The following is a 17,027-nucleotide window of genomic DNA, read 5'->3' as shown; positions in this document are numbered from 1 at the left end:
GTTGTCTGGTGAGCTGCATCGACCTGAAAGACCGAGTCGATGATGGATTCAATGGTGATCGCTTAAGTCGGTGTGCCTCGCCAATCTCCCCCAATCAGTCCCCTCTCCCACTGGGAGAGGGTTAGGGTGAGGGCCGATACCCCTGACCCAGCAACCATCCCCGAATCACCCGCCTCTGCTCTTCACTCAAAACCGCCAACACTAGCTCCGCCGACTCGGTGCGCAACCGCCTCACCAGCGGCGCCACCTCAACCCCTTGCACGTGCCAGACCCCCAACGGCTGATCCGCCGTAATCACCACCTCAGCCTCATCCACAAACCCATCCCGCAGCACCGGCATCCGCTCAATCCGCAACGCCGAAAAATCCGCCTCCGCATGCGCAACCTGAGCATCCGGCCACTGCCGCCGCGCCTGCCAGAACGGCTGTTCAGCCCAGCGCTGCTCATCGGCATAAAAGTCCCTGCCGATCCGCGCAAAACGCAAAAACATCTGCTCCACCCGTTGCTGATGAAAGCGCTGCGCCAGCGCCGCCCGCTCCGGTTTGCCCAGCAGCGTGTTGATCACCACCGGTGCCTGCAACGCCGAAGACAGCGACTGAAAAATCCCGTTGCCCGACAGCGGATCCACCGCCATCGCCGCATCACCGACGCGAATCCAGTTATCGCCGCACACCTGTGCCGCCAAAATCGCCGTGCTGCTGCGAGCATGCAGTTGCAGTTCGGTTTCAGCTGAATCGGCAAAAAACGCCTGCGCAAACGAGGAAGCCTGGCGACGTTGACGACAGTAATCGAGCAACTGCGCCTTACCCGGCAAATCAGCGCTGGCTACGTCCACCGTCCATTGCCAATAACATTGCCCATCGGCCCGGCGCGCCATCCACGCCCAGCCATCCTCAAGACTTTCCACCGCACTGGCCGTTATACCCGGCGCGCCTTGCCAGCGATTGAGCAGGCTGACCGTCTCCGGCCCGCGCAAGCCCTTACCGAGTGCCGGCGCCTGCCGTCCGCGTGCTTCCACCAAAAACTCCGCGTGCAACGTTTTGCCGCCATCCAGTTCGATCCGATGCTCTTTCGCCGAGGAGTTCACACTCAGCACGCGCGCTTCGATCAGCTCAACCCCGGCCGCGCGCAAAGCCTCACGCAAACCGCGATCAAACGTCGGCCGATCCAGTAGAAATTCGATGTTCTGCGCGTGCTGATGACCGTTCCAGTTCACCTGCCGTTGCGAAGGCAATATTGCCTCGGCTAACGCCTGATGCAGTCCCGCGCCGCGCAACGCCTCCAGCACTCTCTGCGATACACCTTCGAGGGCGGAAAAACGTCGCCACTCGCTGACCAGCGTCACGCCATAGCCCAACCGCCGCAGCCCCAAAGCTACCGCCGCACCCGCCGGCCCGGCACCAAGAATCACGATCGCGGTCACGGCGCAAACCGCCGCTCAGGCCCGCGATACCGGGCGTTTACTTTCAGCCATTCGACGACTTCAGAATTACTAGCCAGAGGATGCTCCAGCAGAAACGCAGCGATATGTCCGCTCAACGCCGCACAGCCCAGACTGGCCCCGGATTGCCCCGGATAAGTGCCATGCACGCACGCCGCAAAATCGGCCTGCGCACTGTCGAGCCACGACCATTGTTCGTCGGTGCACCGCGCATCCCCGGTCACCCGCAACACCTGCGGATAACTCGCCGGGAACACCGCCGCGCCCTGCGCCGGACTCGACGCGCAGAGCAACACGCCACGCGCTATCGCCGACGCACAGGCTTCGCGCAACAAGCTGCGATCCTGACGCAAACCGAGACTCAGGTTGATCACGCGAACGTCTTGCGTGACCAGCCAATCAATCGCCGTGGCGATCTGCAAAGCACTGGTCACGCCGCGCTGATCAAACACCTGCGCGACACAAATCTGCGCGGCCGGTGCACGACGGCTGATCGCCTCGATCACCGCGCTGCCGTGGCCCAGCGGATCATCGCGTAAATCCCCCTCAGCCAAACCCTCTTCCAACAACGAAAAGCGCCGACCGGCAATCACCTGCACCCGTTGCGCAGCCGAGTGCCCACTGTCGACCACGCCGATGCGCAACTCAGGCTTCATGCAGCACCGTTTTCGACGTCAGCACGCCGTCGAGCAATTCAAAGCGCAGATCGGCATCGGCCAGGGTCGACGGTCGATGGCTGATAAGGATGCGTGTGCGCCCGGCGAACAGGCGGTCAATCGCTTCAATGACTTCGCGCTCGGTCGCTTCATCGACCGCTGAAGTGGCCTCGTCGAGCACCAGAATCAAGGGATCCTGCAGCAGCGCCCGGGCAATCGCGATGCGCTGTTTTTGCCCCCCGGACAACTGCTGACCACGCTCGCCCAACGGACTGTCGAGGCCTTCCGGCAGCGAAGCGATCAGGCTGCCTAGTTGCGCCAGCCGCGCCACTTCGGCGATTGATTCACGACTGGCATCCGGCATTGCGTAAGCGAGGTTATCGGCAAGGCTGCCGCGAAACAGCACGATGTCCTGGCTGACCACCGCAATGCGTCGGCGCAACTCGAACAGATCCAGTTCACGCAGATCGACCTCACCGAGCAACACTCGGCCAGATTGTGGATCGTGATGCCGTTGCAGCAGATCGATGAGGGTTGATTTGCCAACTCCGGAGCCACCGCTCAACGCGACCTTCAAACCGTAGGGAATCGTCGCTTCGATGCCGGTCAACGTGCTCGGCCGCCCCGGATGGCTGAAGTGCACATTGTCGAAACGCAGTTCGCCCGAGCCTGGCAACGGTTGCGGCGCAACCGGTGAACGCACGGTCGGTTCTTCGCCGCGCAATTCCATCACCCGACCAAGGCTGACGGTCATCCGCTGAATCGCCACGTACAGCCCCAGCAAGCTCTGCACCGGCCCGACCGCCATGCCCAGATACGTCGAAAACGCAATCAGGGCGCCGAGCTGCCAAGTACCCTGCACCACCCAATAACCGCCGATCAAAAATGCACAGGCGCGGGACAACGAGGTCAACGTGCTGGGCACAGCCTGAGTAAAAAACTCGGTAACTTGCAGGCGCAGCAATTGATTCATGTAGCCCTGCCCAAGATGTTCCAGACGCCGCGCCTCACGCTGCTGCTGGCCCGCCGATTGAATAAACTTCATCACCGGTAAGGTCTCGACCATGAACGACGACATGTCCGCCGAACGCTCGCGCAACTGCCGCACATCACGCTCGACCTTGCGCCGCATCCAGCGCAGCCACAACACGTCGAGGGGAATCAGCACCAGCGCCAGCAGCGAGAGTTTCCACGACAGGGTGAAGAGCATCGCGATGGCGACCACCAACCCGATCACACTGGAGACCGCAGAGAACAGCGAATCCACGGCAAAGCGCTGAATCTCCGCCACATCGCCATCCAGACGCGACATCAGGTCACCGATGCGCCGCTGCCCATAGAAACTCGGCGACAGGGTTTGCAGGTGCCGATAGAGGTCGTCGCGCAGGGCAAACAGAATCCGCCCGGACAGGCGCGTGTGCAGAAAACGGTTGATCCCCGACAATGCAGTCCCGAGCAATCCGGCGATGATCATCAGCACTGCAATCATCACCAGCATCGGAAAATTGCGCGCCAGCAGACCGTCGTCGATCAGCAATTTGATCAGCCACGGCTGCACCAGCACCAGCAACGAGGCGCACACCGACAGCGCAAGCAAACCGGCAATCGCCAGCCGCTGCGGACGGACAAAACCGTAGAGCCAGCGCAACGCTGCTTGCAGCGCGGCGGGGTCGCGGCTGTCGATCAGCCGTACGATCAGGCGCTGCATCACGAGCGCAATTGTTTGAGTTTGCGATACAGCGTCGCGCGGCTGATGCCCAGCGCTTCGGCGGCGGCAGAAACGTTGCCCTGATGGCTGTCGAGGGACTGGCGGATCATTTCCAGTTCGTTCTCACGAATACTTCCGGCCGCCGGTTTCTCGCTGGCGGTCAGTTCATCGAGCATGCTGTCGGGCAGATGATCGAGCGTCAGTACGCTGTCGCCCGGTTCGCGCATGGCCAATGCGGTGCGCAAGACCATTTCCAGTTGGCGGATGTTGCCCGGCCAGTGATAGCTGGCGAGCAGCCGGTCGAGGTCGTCATGCAGGAGCACATTTGGCGCGTCGAGTTTGCTGAGTAAACGGCTGACCAACGCGGCGAAATCATCGCGCTCGCGCAAGGCCGGGAGCATCACGCTGATGCCGTTGACGCGGTAGAACAGATCCTCGCGAAACTGTTTGTCGGCGACGAGAATTTTCAGATCGCGGTGCGTGGCGCAGATCAGCGCGACGTCGATGTCCTGCTCTTCACCGGCGCCGAGCGGCGCCACTTTGCGATCCTGCAACACGCGCAACAACCGCGCCTGCAAGGCCAGTGGCATGTCGCCGATTTCATCGAGGAACAGCGTGCCGCCGTGGGCCTGCTGCAAGCGGCCAATCATGCCGCCGCGCCGCGATCCAGTGAACGCGCCTTCGCGGTAGCCGAACAGTTCCGACTCGATCAGGCCTTCAGGAATCGCCGCGCAATTCACCGCAACAAATGGTTTGTCGCAGCGGCTGCCGGCCATGTGCAAAGCGCGGGCGATGACTTCTTTACCGGTGCCGGTTTCGCCGAGCAGCAACACTGGCAATTCGTTTGCCAGCCCTTGGCGCGCCATGCGCAAGGCACGGACGTAACGGGCATTACTGCCAGCCAGCGCGTCAAGATCGGGTGGTGGTTTGATGGATTTCGCTACGCTGCGCGGTGGCCCGCCAAGGTTGACCGAGCGCGCGGGTGCACGCAGGGTTTTGTAGAAAAACTCACCTTTGGCGGTTTGCAGACTGCCGACACCGCCCTGCTGTAAACGACTGAGCAATTGCACGCCATCGACCCCGAGAAACTCTTCACAACGACGCCCGAGCAGCGCCGAACGTTCGGCCCGCAGTAGCTGACACGCCTGCGCGCTGACCGCGAGAATCTGTCCGCCGAGACTGACCGCGAGCAAGCCCTGCCACGGCGATTCCAGATACTGCCGACGACTGTGAAACGCCAAGACAATCTGATCCGGGAAGCTGTTATTGAACACCCGGCTTTCGATCTGACTGACCGCCATGCTCAGCAGCGCGGTGCTGTCATGTACGCGACCGAGCGGGCCTTCGCGGGTCAGATCGAGGACACCGAGAATCTCGCCTTGCGGGCAATGGATCGGCACCGAGGTGCAGGAAAAATCAGTCAGGCGGTCAAGGTAATGTTCGCCGCAATCGATCAGCGTTGGCCGGGCTTCGACCAGTGCAGTGCCGAGGGCATTGGTGCCGCGAGCCGCCTCGCTCCAGCAGGCGCCGAGGGTGATGTCTTGCAGACCACTGCCCTTGAGCCGGTCAGCGCGCCCTTCGACGGCGAGGATGGTCGCGTCGTAGTTGGCGAGGATGATCAGGCCTTCTTTGCCTTGGCGTTCAGCGAGGTAATCGATGGCCGGCATGGCCGCGTCGATCAGCAGGCGATTGCTTGCCAGCAGCACGTCGAGGCTGGCAGTCGATTCCAGCGTCAGCTCGTGTTTGCCGTTGAAGTGCACACCGTGGCCAAGACTGCGTCGCCACGAAGCATCGATCTCCGCACGCAGCACGCCGTCAGGCACCTGGCCTTCCAGATGCAACTTTTCCCGGGCGAGCCGGGCTTCGTGATGTGGCTTGGGATCGGTGGTTTTTATTAGAGTCATCAAGCGCTCCGCAGCGGTCCGCTTTGCGCTTTTATTATTTCAGCGCCCTGACGGCAATCTTTACGTTAACGTCAGGGCGATGGCAAGCACCGTAGGGCGCTTGGGGTTCCGGCAGATGGAATGCGTCATCGTTCTTCGCGAGCAGGCTCGCTCCCACAGGGGCAGCGCATACCAACTGTAGGAGTGAGCCTGCTCGCGATAGCGGTCGATCTGCTCACACAAAACTCAGATCTGCCAAACCTCACCATTCACAAAAAACGCCCGGGCATTATCCTCAAGACTCTCCAGGTGATACCCACCCTCTTGCACAATCAAACACGGCAACCCAAGCCCGCGAATCCGCTCACCCAAGGTGGCAAACCCCTCACGCGTCACCGCCACCTTGCTCTGCGGATCCAGTTCATAAATATCGAACCCCAACGACAGCACCAGCACCTCGGCACCAAACTCACGCACCGCCGCCAACGCCACATCGAGTTGCCCGAGGAAATCCGCTTCACTCGCACCATGCGCCATCGGCAGATTGAGATTGAAGCCCTCCCCCGCGCCCGCACCGCGTTCTTCGGCAAACCCGGCCACGCCCGGATAGAAGTTGGTCGGATCGCCATGCACCGAGACGTAGAGCACGTCATCGCGGTCGTAGAATATTTCCTGAATGCCCTGACCGTGATGCATGTCGGTATCGAGCACCGCGACCTTGGCGAACTTGTCACGCAACACCTGCGCCGCCACCGCCGCGTTGTTCACATAGCAAAAACCACCGGCGGCTTCGGCACGCGCATGGTGTCCCGGCGGGCGGCACAGCGCGTACGCCGCCGGTTCGCCATCGATCAACGCCTGCGCGCCCGCCACTGCGCTTTGTGCCGACCAGTACGCCGAACGCCAGGTCTGCTCGCCGACCGGGCAACTGCCGTCGGCGAGATAGCGTGCGGCCTGCGCGAGGATGCCGCGCAGGGCATTGGGTTCGCGGACGAAGATGTTCGACATGACTTCATCGCCCCAGTCTTCGGGGATTTCCTTCCAGCGCGCGTGGGCTTCCTGGAGGAATGTCAGGTACGGCGCGCCGTGTACCGCGAGCAATGGCGCGAGTCCGGCGTCGGTCGGTTGTACGACGCTGAAGCCCAGATTGTGCGCGGCTTGCACCAGACGCTGCGCGCGCTCGGGGACTTCCTGCGGCGTGCGCATCTGGCCACGGGAGTAGTAACTGCGTGGATGGTGGAGCAATTGTTCTGGGTGGAAAAAACTGCGCATGGGATGGATTCCTGTCAGTTAATACAAATCTTCAAAATGACCGATTTCAACTGTAGGAGTGAGCCTGCTCGCGATAGCGGTCTGTCATTTGACGTTGATGGTGGCTGACACGGCCCCATCGCGAGCAGGCTCACTCCTACATGGGGAATGGGGATTACCGGGATATTTCAGCGCGGGCAAGGACGGCGTTGAGCAGCACATCGGTGCCTTGGCGCACATCCTCGGGCAGCACGTCTTCGGCCTCGTTATGGCTCAGGCCGCCGACGCACGGAATGAATACCATCGCCGTCGGGCAGTACCGCGCGAGCAGAATCGCGTCATGCCCGGCCCCACTGACAATCGATTGCTGAGCGTAGCCCAACGCATCCACCGCCGATTGCACCGCCGCCACGCACTCGGCGTCAAACGGCGTGGCCGGGCTGATCCAGTGCGGGGTGATCGTCACGCTCAACCCCCGCGCATCAGCAATCGCCTGCAAACGTGCGCGCACTTGTTGTGCCATCGCGGCGATAGCGTCGTCACGGTGATGACGCAAATCGACGGTGAAATTCACCAGCCCGGGAATGGTGTTGCGCGACGATTTATTGATGCTCAGTTCGCCCACGGTGGTGAGCCCTTCGGGAGCGAAATCCGTCGCCAGTTCTTCAATCGCCTGAATCATCCGTGCCACGCCGTACAAGGCGTCCTTGCGCAACGGCATCGGCGTGGTGCCGGCATGCGCGGCCATGCCTTCGACCCGCACATCGAGCCAGCGGATCGCTTGGCCACCGCTGACCACACCGATGCTTTTCGCGTTGTCTTCAAGGATCGGGCCTTGCTCGATATGCGCTTCGAAATAGGCATCCACCGCACCTCCCAAGGCACGGTCAGCGGCGTAACCGAGGCGCTGCAATTCTTCGGCAACGCTGATGCCGTTGGCGTCGCGCACCGCCAGTGCGGCCTGCAAATCCATGATCCCGGTGAACACCGCCGAGCCGAACATCGCCGGAGTAAACCGCGCGCCCTCCTCGTTCGTCCACACCGCGATTTCCAGCGGTTTGCGGGTTTTGATGTTCTGGTCATTGAGGCAGCGCACCACCTCCAGACCGGCCAATACGCCGTACACGCCATCGAAGCGGCCACCTTCCGGTTGGGTGTCGAGGTGGCTGCCCATCATCACTGGCGCCGCGTTCGGATCGGTGCCTGGGCGGCGGGCGAACAGGTTGCCGATGGCATCGACACTCAGCGTCATGCCCGCCTCGCGGCACCAGTGGGCGAACAGTTCGCGGCCTGCTTTGTCTTCATCGCTCAACGCCAGACGGCAGCTGCCGCCGCGTGCGGTTGCGCCGATTTCGGCCATCGCCATCAGGCTCGCCCACAGGCGTTCGCCATTGATCTTCAACATGAGGTGCTCCTGGAATCCGAGATTAGATTGAGGCCATTTCCGCGCGATGAGCGCTGGCATGGCGGCGTGCGAGGGACAACACGCAGATCAGCGAAACCGCAGCGATCAGGCTGTAGAACACCGCGAGCGGCCACCACTGACCGGTGAATTTGTGCGCGAGCATGGTGCCGATCAGCGGCGTCAGACCACCGGCCACCGCGCCGCAAATCTGATAGGCCAGCGAAATCGCGGTGTAGCGCACGCGGGTCTCGAACATGCCGCTGACGTACCCGGCGATCACCGCGTAAAACGACGCCATGCACACCACCGCCAGTGCGATGCCGAGAATGATCAGCGGCGCCTGCGCCGAACTCACCAGAACAAACATCGGATACGGCGAGGCCATCGCCAGCAACGACACCAGACACAGGAAACGCGTGGCGCCGATCTTCTCCGCCGTCCATGCCGCCAGCGGCTGAATGCAGAACTGAATGATCGCAACGACGAACAGGCATGCAAGAATCAATGAACGCGGCAGCGCCAGTTGCTGAGTGGTGTAGGCGATCATGAAGGTGTTGGTGAAATACACCCCGGCAATGCCCAGCGTGTTGGCGCCGATGCACAGCAACAGTGGGCGCCACGCGGTGCGCAGAACCTCCATCACCGGCGCTTGTTCCTTACGGGTTTCCTTGCTCGCCTTCTCGCGGCTGGCGAGAAATTCCGGCGACTCATTCACGCCCAGACGAATCGCCAGACCGACCAGCAGCAACAACGCACTGGCGAGGAACGGCAGGCGCCAACCCCAACTCATCAAATCTTCTTCGGGCAAACGGGTCACCGCGCTGAATGCCAGCAGCGAGAGGATCAAACCCGCCGGGCTACCGAGTTGGGCGAAGGACGCGAAGAAGTTGCGCCGGCCCTTCGGCGCATGTTCGCCGGCCATCAACACCGCCCCGCCCCACTCGCCACCGACGGCGATACCCTGGACGACGCGCAGCAGAATCAGCAGCACCGGCGCGGCCACGCCGATCTGGGCGTAGGTCGGCAGCAGACCGATGCACACGGTGACCACGCCCATCATCAGCAACGTGATGATCAGCGATTTCTTGCGGCCGATGCGGTCGCCGATGTGGCCAAAAATGATCCCGCCCAACGGCCGCGCAAAAAAGCCCACGGCGAAGGTGCCGAAGGCGGCCATGGTGCTGAACAGTGAATCATCGGAAGGGAAAAACAACGCGCCGAACACCAGCGCGGCGGCGGTGGCGTAGATGTAAAAGTCGTACCACTCGATCATGGTGCCGATAAAAGCAGCGGCTGCCGCACGGCGCGGCTGGTTGGAAGCTTGGGGCTTCATGGTCGGGCTCCTTTGATTGTTTTTTTGGCAGGAGGAAAACGCTGGGGCGAGGCACTCTGGCGGTGCCTGTCTAGGAGTGATTTATCGTCCCGGGGCTATGATTAGTCAATTTTCTATTTATTATTCCGACTATTACGCCAACTTATAATCGAGGCCGCGATGGCTGAGCGCGATGTACAACGTTTGCTGAATGATCGTCTGGACTGGAACCTGTTGCGCACCTTCCGCGTGATCGGCCAAGAGCTGAGCATCAGCCGCGCCGCCGCCCGTTTGCACCTGACGCAACCGGCGGTGAGCCAGGCACTCAAGCGTCTGGAAGAACAACTCGGCCGGCAATTGATCGCCCGGCGTGGCCCGCGCTTTGCCCTGACCGAAGTCGGCGAGCAGATCTTCGAACTCGCTGGCGAGATTTACGGACAGGTGTCACAGGTCGGCGGATTGCTCGAACAGCCGGCCGACGAAGTGATCGGTAAAGTGCGCCTGCTGATCATCAGCCGGATCTTCTCCGACCGGTTCGATGACTTTCTTGCCGACTTCCATCGCCAGTATCCACGGGTGGATCTGGAAGTTGATGTGATGCGCAGTTCCGACATCGTCAGCGCCTTGCAGGAGAAAACCGCGACCCTCGGCCTGAGCCTCAATCGCCGCCCGCAACCGCGTCTCGAACAGCGTTTGTTTCTGCGGCAGCGCTATGCGTTTTTCTGCGGCAAGCACCATGAATTGTTCGGTCGCGAGGACGTCAGCGAAGGCGATTTGCAGCGCGAGAATTTCGTCAGTTTTACCAGCGACCAAATTGGCGGAATGCTCTCGCCGTTGACGATTTTTCGGGATCAGCAGGGTTTCAGCGGACGCATCGTCGCGTCCTCGCCGAGCCTGGAGGAAGTGCGGCGACTGGTGATCGCCGGGTTCGGGATTGGTTGTCTGCCGGAGCATGTGGTGGCGGCGGACGTTGAGGCGGGATTGCTCTGGCGACTGCCGCCTCACGAAGGGATTGCCGATGTCGACATCCATTTATTGTGGAACCGCGACCAGCGCATGAGCCGCGCCGAGACACTGTTTATCGAGCGCTTGCAGGCGTGCCTGGCGGATCAATAACCCAGCGCTCTGTCGGCGCTGTTGAGTAGCTCTTCCCCCGAATTCAGTCGGCGGAAGTTCTCCGCAATCTGCTCGGCGATGCAGTCGTGGGAAGCTGCCGAGGCCATGTGCGGGGTGATCGTTACACCGGCGGTTGTCCAGAGTGGATGGTCGTTGGGTAACGGTTCCTGATCGAAGACGTCGAGTAGCGCACCGCGCAGTTTCCCTGTTTGCAGCGCCTGTTGCAGATCCTCGATATTCAGGTGTGCGCCGCGTCCGACATTGACCAGTGCTGCGCCGTTGGCCAGGTGTTCGAACGTGGTTTGATTGAGGATGCCGCGCGTCTCGTGGGTCAGTGGCAACAGGTTGATCAGCAGCTCCACGTTGTGCAAAAACGCCGTGAAAGTTTTCGAGCCGGCGAAGGTCTGCACACCCGGCAGATCCTTGGTACTTCGCGCCCAGCCACGGACGTCATAACCCGCTTTGGTTAAATCCTCAGCGATGGCGCTGCCGAGCGATCCCAGACCCATGATCCCGATCCTGAACTGACTCGCCGGGCGCTGCAGCGGGCGCTCCCAGTGCTGACGTTTTTGCTGTTGCAGCACCTGATCAAATCCCCGGTGAAAGTGAATCACCGCCCAACGTACATACTCGGTCATGCCTTGCCGATGACCGGGATCGACCACCCGGCACACCGGCAGATCCGGGCACGACGGATCGTGCTCCAGATGATCGATACCGGCGGCCACCGAGTGAATTACTTGCAGATTGGGTAACGCGGCGAGACTGCCCGGCAGCGGAAACCAGCAAGCCGCGATCTGTGCATCAAGCGCTCGCGGGTCATCGGCCAGCACTGCCGTGAGGTGCGGCGCGCTGCGTGCAAACGCTGCCTGCAATTGCTTGAGCAACAGCAAGTCGCGGGACAACAGTGCAACGGTATTCATGACAGATAGGACTCGCGCTGGGATTCGATCAGGGTCAAAGCGGCCGCCCAGGCCAGGTCGATGATGTTGTCCTGTTCATCGCGGTCGAACTGTTCAGCGGTGTGCGCGCAGACTTCGTGGGACGGATAATGCAGCTCCGAACCACCGGCCAATGCCTGCACTTGCGCCTGACAGGCGCGCTCGAGAAAGTGGATTTCCTGAAAGGCCTGAGCCACGCCCGAGCCACCAACCAGCAAACCGTGATTGCGCAAAATCATCGCGCGGTGCGGGCCGAGGTCGGCGATCAAACGCTCGCGTTCATCCAGCGACAGCGCGATGCCTTCGTACGTGTGATAAGCGAGTTTTCCGTAGAACTTCAGCGCGTGTTGGCTGATAGGCAGCAAGCCTTGTTTTTGCGCGGCGACGGCCATCCCGGCGGCAGTATGCGTGTGGATCACGCAGTTCAAATCCGGGCGCGCCATGTGGATCGCCGAGTGAATGACGAAGCCTGCGGCGTTGACCCGATGACCCGCATATTCAGGGTCGACAATGTTGCCATCCTGATCGATGCGCACCAGATCCGAGGCGCGCATACGGTCGAAAATCACCCCGTAGCGGTTAATCAGAAAATGATGCTCCGGCCCCGGAATACGCAGGGTGATGTGCGTGTCGATCAAGTCGGTCATGCGGAAATGCGCGATCAAGCGATACAGCGCGGCGAGCTCACAGCGGGCTTGCCATTCAATCGGATCGATGTGGGCAGGTTTACTCACGAATACACCTCTTTGTTGGAATGCAGAACGACCGGCGCGGCACGCAGCCGAGCGAGGCCGCAAACACCGATCAGCGACACGGTCGAGAGCAATGTGAAGAACACCGCCAATGGCAGCCATTGCCCGGAAAATTTGCTGGCCAGCAGCGTGCCGATCAAAGGCGTGGTGCCGCCGGCGAGCGCGCAGCTCAGTTGATAGGCGATGGAAATCCCCGAGTAGCGCAGATGCACCGGGAAGGCCTGAGTCATGTAGCCGGCAATCACTGCGTACAGCGCCGACAGGATCACCACCGCGACGGCAATGCCGAGGGTCATCAGCAAGATGTTTTGCGTGCCGACCAGCAGGAACATCGGATATGGCGTGACCATGCACAGCAACGCAACCAGCGTCAGGAAGCGGCCTTCGCCAATGCGTTCGGCCAATAGCGCCGACAGCGGTTGCGAGAGCAGTTGAATCACCGTGACCAGGAACAGACAATCGAGAATCGTCGCCCGCGAAATGCCCTGGTATTGGGTGACGTAGGTGATCATGAAAGTGTTGGTGAAAAAGAACCCGGCCGAGCCAATGGTCACCGCAGCCGCCGCGAACAGAATCTGCCGCCAGCACTGACGGATCACGTCTTTGACCGGGTATTTCGAGGTTTCGTTGTTCTCTTTGGCCTTGGCGAATTCCGGCGATTCATGCACGCCGGAACGGATCATCAAACCGACCATCATCAGCACGCCACTGGCGAGAAACGGCAGACGCCAACCCCAGGCGAGAAACTCTTCCGGCTCCAGCGAAGTGACGAGGCGGAAGGCGATCAATGCCAACAACAATCCGGCAGGACTGCCGAGTTGAGCGAAGGATGCGTAAAAGGTTTTGCGCTTGGCCGGCGCATGTTCGCTGGCCATCAACACTGCCCCGCCCCACTCGCCGCCAACGGAAATCCCTTGGATCAGACGCAACACGATCAAACCGATCGGCGCCCATATGCCGACGCTGGCATAGCTCGGCAGCAAGCCGATACCGGCAGTCGCCAAGCCCATCAGCGCCATCGTCACCAGAAGCATTTTCTTGCGCCCGAGACGGTCGCCCAAATGACCGAAAACCATCCCGGCCATCGGTCTGGCGATGAAGCCGACGGCGAAGCTGCCGAAGGCTGCGAGCGTGCTGGTGACCGGATCTTCGCTGGGGAAAAACACTTGCCCAAGCACCAGTGCGGCGGCAGTGGCGTAGATGTAGAAATCGTAGAATTCGATGGTCGTGCCAATGAAGGCAGCGGCCGCGGCGCGACGCGGCTGAGCGGTGGTGTGCATGCAAGGACCCTGTGTATTTATCGTTTTTTTGGGCAGGTTTCAGGCGGCTGACGGTCACGCTCTGTGGCGCTTGTGGGCTTTATCGCTTTCGTGACAGGATTAGTCAATTTTCAAAAACTTAACGCTAGTATTAGCCCTGCTACTACATGGAGTGTGTGATGTCCTCTTCCAACCCTTGGGTCGGTCGGCGCTTTCTCAATGATCGGCTGGACTGGAATCTGCTGCGCACCTACCTGGTAATCGGCCAGGAAGGCAGCATGAGCCGCGCCGCTGCGCGCTTGCACATCACCCAATCGGCGGTGAGTCAGGCGTTGAAACGTCTCGAAGAACAACTGGAATGTGTGCTGATTGCGCGCAGCGGACGGCGCTTCGATCTGACCGAAACCGGCGAGGAAGTCCTGCGTATCGCGGCGGATATTTATGGCGATATTTCACGACTGGGGACAGTGATCGAGCATCGCCATGATGACGTGGTCGGCAAGATCCGCATCCTCACGGTCAGCGGTGTGCAGGCGCGGCACTACGATGAGTTTCTGGCGGACTTCCATGAAGCCCATCCGAAAATCGAGCTGGAAGTAGAGGTGATGGGCAGCTCGAACATCATCAGTTCACTGCTGCAAAAAACTGCCACGGTGGGCGTTGGCCTATGTCGTCTCGCGCAACCACGGCTTGAACGGCGGGTGTTGTTTCGCGAGACCTACGCGTACTTTTGCGGGCAGCGCCATCGGTTGTTCGGGCAACAGAATCTGTCGCTTGAGGAAATGGCGGCGGAGAACTTCGTCAGTTTCACCAGTGATCAGCTCGGCGGCAATCTATCGCCGTTGACGCTGTTTCGCGATCAGCAAGGGTTCACCGGCAAGATCGTGGCGTCTTCCACCAGTTTCGAAGAGATATACCGATTGATCTGCGCCGGATTCGGCATCGGTTGTCTGCCGACGCATCTGGTGCGGCGCGATGTCGAGCAAGGTCTGCTCTGGCGGTTACCACCGGAGGACGGCGTAGTGGATTTCGATATCGAGCTGCTGTGGAATCGCGAGCAGAAGATGACTCAGGCCGAGACCGTGTTCCTCGACAGCTTCCAGCACATGCTCAGCTTGCGTGAGCCTGTGCTGTGAAGCTGTAATCGATCAAACGTGCGGATCGCCCGGCGCCTTGGCTGGCGCCGCGTATTGCGGCTTGAGATGGCCATCCTGATCAAGTAGCCAGGCATCCATGATCTGCCGCACCACCGGACCTGCGACTCGGCCACCGGCCTCACCGTTTTCGATCATCACTGCAATCGCGATTTTCGGATGCTCGGCCGGCGCGAAGCCGACGAACAAGGCGTTGTCGCGATGGCGCTCGAGGGTTTTCTCGCGGTTGTAACGCTCACCCTGCTTGATCGCCACCACCTGCGCCGTACCACTCTTGCCGGCGATGCGGTACTGCGCACCGGCCGCCGCCGCCCGGGCAATACCTCGCGCATCGTGCATCACCATCTGCATACCGTGGTTGACCTGTTCCCAATCGCGCGGATCCTTGAGCAGAATGTTCGGCATTGGATTTTCATCGACCGGTGCCACGCCATCGACGGTTTTCGCCAGGTGTGGACGGTTCCACACGCCTTTGTTGGCGATCAGCGCAGTGGCCTGAGCCAGTTGCAGCGGCGTGACTTGCATGTAGCCCTGGCCAATACCGAGGATCACGGTTTCACCCGGGAACCAGGCTTGGCGGCGGGTGGCGCGCTTCCACGCTTGCGACGGCATCAAACCGGGCGACTCTTCGAACATGTCCAGCGAGACCTTTTCGCCGAGGCCGAACATCGCCATGTAGTCGTGCAGGCGATCAATGCCAAGCTTGTGCGCGAGGTCGTAGAAGTAGGTGTCGTTGGAACGCATGATCGCGGCGTCCATGTCTACCCAGCCATCGCCGCTGTGGTTCCAGTTGCGGTACTTGTGATCGAAGTCCGGAAGTTGGTAGTAACCCGGATCGAAGACGCGGGTTTGCGGCGTGACGACGCCGGCATCGAGACCGGCGATCGCCACTTCTGGCTTGATCGTCGAACCCGGCGCGTAGAGACCGCGCAGCACGCGGTTGAACAGCGGCCGGTCGATAGAATCACGCAGCGCCGAATATTCCTTGGAGCTGATGCCGGTCACGAACAGGTTCGGGTCGAAACTCGGGTTACTGACCATGGCCAACACTTCACCGGTAGCCGGGTCGAGCGCTACTACGGAACCGCGACGATCACCCAGTGCCGCCTCAGCGGCTTCTTGCAGGTGAACGTCGAGGCTGAGAACGATGTTTTTACCCTGTACCGGATCCGTGTGCTTGAGTACACGCAGCACTCGGCCCTGGGCGTTGGTTTCCACTTCTTCGTAGCCGACGTGGCCGTGCAGCTGGGCTTCGTAGAAACGCTCGATGCCGGTCTTGCCGATGGATTGCGTGCCGCGGTATTCGACCGAATCGAGGGTCTTGGATTCTTTTTCGTTGATACGGCCGACGTAGCCGATCGAGTGGGCGAAATGCGCACCGAGTGGGTAGTGGCGGACGAACTGCGGTTCAACATCGAGCCCGGGCAGGCGGAACTCGTTAACGGCCAGAACGGCGATCTGCTCTTCGGTCAATTCATAGAACAGGGTCACTGGCGTGAACGGATGACGCGACTGCTTCATCGCCTTGTCGAACACCGTGCGGTCTTCGGCAGGCAGGTGCAGGAGGTTGATGACCTCATTCAGCTCTTCATTGACGTCGGTGGCGCGTTCGCGGGTGATGATCAGGTTGTAACTGGGACGGTTGTCAGCCAGCAACACGCCATTGCGGTCGTAGATCAGGCCGCGTGTGGGCGGGATCGGCAAGACGTGGACGCGGTTGTTTTCGGAGATGGTCGAGTGGTAATCGAACTCGACCACTTGCAGGATGTACAGGCGCACCACCAGGGCACAGCTGACTGCAAAGACGAAAAGAGCACAGGCGATCAACCGTTTGTTGACCAGACGTGTCTCTTTTTCGTGATCCTTGATCGGGATAGGTTCAGGCATTTCTACAGCAACTCTTTGACATAAATTAATGCCGTTCCTTGGGCATGACATCAGTCCGTTAAAAAACGAGCTGCACCATACCAAAAACTGCCCGGTCACTTCAGACCGTTTTTCTCCAATGGCAGGTCTTGCGACGGTCGGAACGGTCTCAACGCGTCGTGAAAACTTTTCCTGCGGGCAAAACAAAACCCCAACTGCTTTCGCAATTGGGGTTTCGGAATTTAATCTTGACGATGACCTACTCTCACATGGGGAAACCCCA

The 17,027-nt window shown here is 60.6% G+C and carries 14 protein-coding genes; 3 read left to right on the top strand and 11 right to left on the bottom strand.

Going from position 1 to position 17,027, the window contains the following annotated elements; genetic code table 11:
* Nucleotides 1–121 precede the first annotated feature (121 nt).
* From ACIP66_RS20490 to ACIP66_RS20460, 7 genes are all read right to left on the bottom strand, one after another.
* The gene (locus ACIP66_RS20490) at nt 122–1,423 is read right to left on the bottom strand and encodes an FAD-dependent monooxygenase (protein WP_400650412.1); all 1,302 of its coding nucleotides are present in this window, start codon (nt 1,421–1,423) and stop codon (nt 122–124) included.
* A complete protein-coding gene (locus ACIP66_RS20485) occupies nt 1,420–2,097 on the bottom strand; it encodes a S8 family serine peptidase (protein WP_400650410.1) in 678 nt (225 codons plus the stop codon). The genes ACIP66_RS20490 and ACIP66_RS20485 overlap by 4 nt, the downstream gene beginning before the upstream one ends.
* Nucleotides 2,087–3,805 (bottom strand): ABC transporter ATP-binding protein, encoded by a 1,719-nt coding sequence (locus ACIP66_RS20480; protein ID WP_400650408.1) that lies wholly within the window; start codon nt 3,803–3,805, stop codon nt 2,087–2,089. Before ACIP66_RS20480 ends, ACIP66_RS20485 begins: the two co-directional genes overlap by 11 nt.
* Entirely contained in the window at nt 3,805–5,709 is a 1,905-nt protein-coding gene (locus tag ACIP66_RS20475; protein ID WP_400650406.1) for a sigma-54-dependent Fis family transcriptional regulator, read from the bottom strand. The genes ACIP66_RS20480 and ACIP66_RS20475 overlap by 1 nt, the downstream gene beginning before the upstream one ends.
* A 225-nt stretch (nt 5,710–5,934) precedes the next feature.
* Nucleotides 5,935–6,960 (bottom strand): histone deacetylase family protein, encoded by a 1,026-nt coding sequence (locus ACIP66_RS20470; protein WP_400650405.1) that lies wholly within the window; start codon nt 6,958–6,960, stop codon nt 5,935–5,937.
* A gap of 154 nt (nt 6,961–7,114) precedes the next feature.
* A complete protein-coding gene (locus ACIP66_RS20465; protein ID WP_400650403.1) occupies nt 7,115–8,344 on the bottom strand; it encodes a Zn-dependent hydrolase in 1,230 nt (409 codons plus the stop codon).
* Nucleotides 8,345–8,366: 22 nt separating this feature from the next.
* The gene (locus ACIP66_RS20460) at nt 8,367–9,677 is read right to left on the bottom strand and encodes an MFS transporter (RefSeq protein ID WP_400650402.1); all 1,311 of its coding nucleotides are present in this window, start codon (nt 9,675–9,677) and stop codon (nt 8,367–8,369) included.
* A 159-nt stretch (nt 9,678–9,836) separates the two neighbouring features.
* Here ACIP66_RS20460 and ACIP66_RS20455 point away from each other — a divergent pair, with 159 nt between their 5' ends.
* On the top strand, nt 9,837–10,772 hold the full coding sequence (locus ACIP66_RS20455; protein WP_400650400.1) for a LysR family transcriptional regulator: 936 nt from the start codon (nt 9,837–9,839) through the stop codon (nt 10,770–10,772).
* Here ACIP66_RS20455 and ACIP66_RS20450 read toward each other — a convergent pair.
* The 3 genes from ACIP66_RS20450 to ACIP66_RS20440 are packed head-to-tail and all read right to left on the bottom strand — an operon-like array spanning nt 10,766 to nt 13,745.
* Nucleotides 10,766–11,695, bottom strand: coding sequence for a 2-hydroxyacid dehydrogenase (locus ACIP66_RS20450; protein ID WP_400650399.1), 930 nt, complete (start codon nt 11,693–11,695; stop codon nt 10,766–10,768). The two genes, ACIP66_RS20455 and ACIP66_RS20450, sit on opposite strands and share 7 nt — an antisense overlap.
* Nucleotides 11,692–12,447 carry a class II aldolase/adducin family protein gene (locus ACIP66_RS20445; protein WP_400650397.1) on the bottom strand — a complete coding sequence of 252 codons (756 nt, stop codon included), beginning with the start codon at nt 12,445–12,447 and terminating at the stop codon, nt 11,692–11,694. Before ACIP66_RS20445 ends, ACIP66_RS20450 begins: the two co-directional genes overlap by 4 nt.
* Nucleotides 12,444–13,745 carry an MFS transporter gene (locus tag ACIP66_RS20440; RefSeq protein WP_159814326.1) on the bottom strand — a complete coding sequence of 434 codons (1,302 nt, stop codon included), beginning with the start codon at nt 13,743–13,745 and terminating at the stop codon, nt 12,444–12,446. Before ACIP66_RS20440 ends, ACIP66_RS20445 begins: the two co-directional genes overlap by 4 nt.
* A 155-nt stretch (nt 13,746–13,900) precedes the next feature.
* Here ACIP66_RS20440 and ACIP66_RS20435 point away from each other — a divergent pair, with 155 nt between their 5' ends.
* Nucleotides 13,901–14,860: a LysR family transcriptional regulator gene (locus ACIP66_RS20435; RefSeq protein WP_400650395.1), complete on the top strand. Its 960-nt coding sequence runs from the start codon at nt 13,901–13,903 to the stop codon at nt 14,858–14,860.
* A gap of 12 nt (nt 14,861–14,872) precedes the next feature.
* Here ACIP66_RS20435 and mrdA read toward each other — a convergent pair whose 3' ends face one another.
* Nucleotides 14,873–16,765: a penicillin-binding protein 2 gene (gene mrdA / locus ACIP66_RS20430; protein ID WP_053122139.1), complete on the bottom strand. Its 1,893-nt coding sequence runs from the start codon at nt 16,763–16,765 to the stop codon at nt 14,873–14,875.
* A gap of 28 nt (nt 16,766–16,793) precedes the next feature.
* On the opposite strand from mrdA, the gene ACIP66_RS20425 reads away from it, so the two are divergent.
* A partial coding sequence (locus ACIP66_RS20425) for a hypothetical protein (RefSeq protein WP_400650392.1) occupies nt 16,794–17,027 on the top strand: 234 nt, incomplete at its 3' end.

Source organism: Pseudomonas sp. NPDC088429, from assembly GCF_044753305.1.
GTDB lineage: Bacteria > Pseudomonadota > Gammaproteobacteria > Pseudomonadales > Pseudomonadaceae > Aquipseudomonas > Aquipseudomonas rustica.
This window is presented reverse-complemented; position numbering and strand designations above follow the sequence as displayed.

Bases quoted from the DNA above. Each gene is read 5' to 3' on its own strand.
- ACIP66_RS20450 (WP_400650399.1), bottom strand. From the start codon at position 11,695: ATGAATACCGTTGCACTGTTGTCCCGCGACTTGCTGTTGCTCAAGCAA.
- ACIP66_RS20480 (WP_400650408.1), bottom strand. From the start codon at position 3,805: ATGCAGCGCCTGATCGTACGGCTGATCGACAGCCGCGACCCCGCCGCG.
- ACIP66_RS20485 (WP_400650410.1), bottom strand. From the start codon at position 2,097: ATGAAGCCTGAGTTGCGCATCGGCGTGGTCGACAGTGGGCACTCGGCT.
- ACIP66_RS20470 (WP_400650405.1), bottom strand. From the start codon at position 6,960: ATGCGCAGTTTTTTCCACCCAGAACAATTGCTCCACCATCCACGCAGT.
- ACIP66_RS20440 (WP_159814326.1), bottom strand. From the start codon at position 13,745: ATGCACACCACCGCTCAGCCGCGTCGCGCCGCGGCCGCTGCCTTCATT.
- ACIP66_RS20460 (WP_400650402.1), bottom strand. From the start codon at position 9,677: ATGAAGCCCCAAGCTTCCAACCAGCCGCGCCGTGCGGCAGCCGCTGCT.
- ACIP66_RS20455 (WP_400650400.1), top strand. From the start codon at position 9,837: ATGGCTGAGCGCGATGTACAACGTTTGCTGAATGATCGTCTGGACTGG.
- mrdA (WP_053122139.1), bottom strand. From the start codon at position 16,765: ATGCCTGAACCTATCCCGATCAAGGATCACGAAAAAGAGACACGTCTG.
- ACIP66_RS20465 (WP_400650403.1), bottom strand. From the start codon at position 8,344: ATGTTGAAGATCAATGGCGAACGCCTGTGGGCGAGCCTGATGGCGATG.
- ACIP66_RS20475 (WP_400650406.1), bottom strand. From the start codon at position 5,709: ATGACTCTAATAAAAACCACCGATCCCAAGCCACATCACGAAGCCCGG.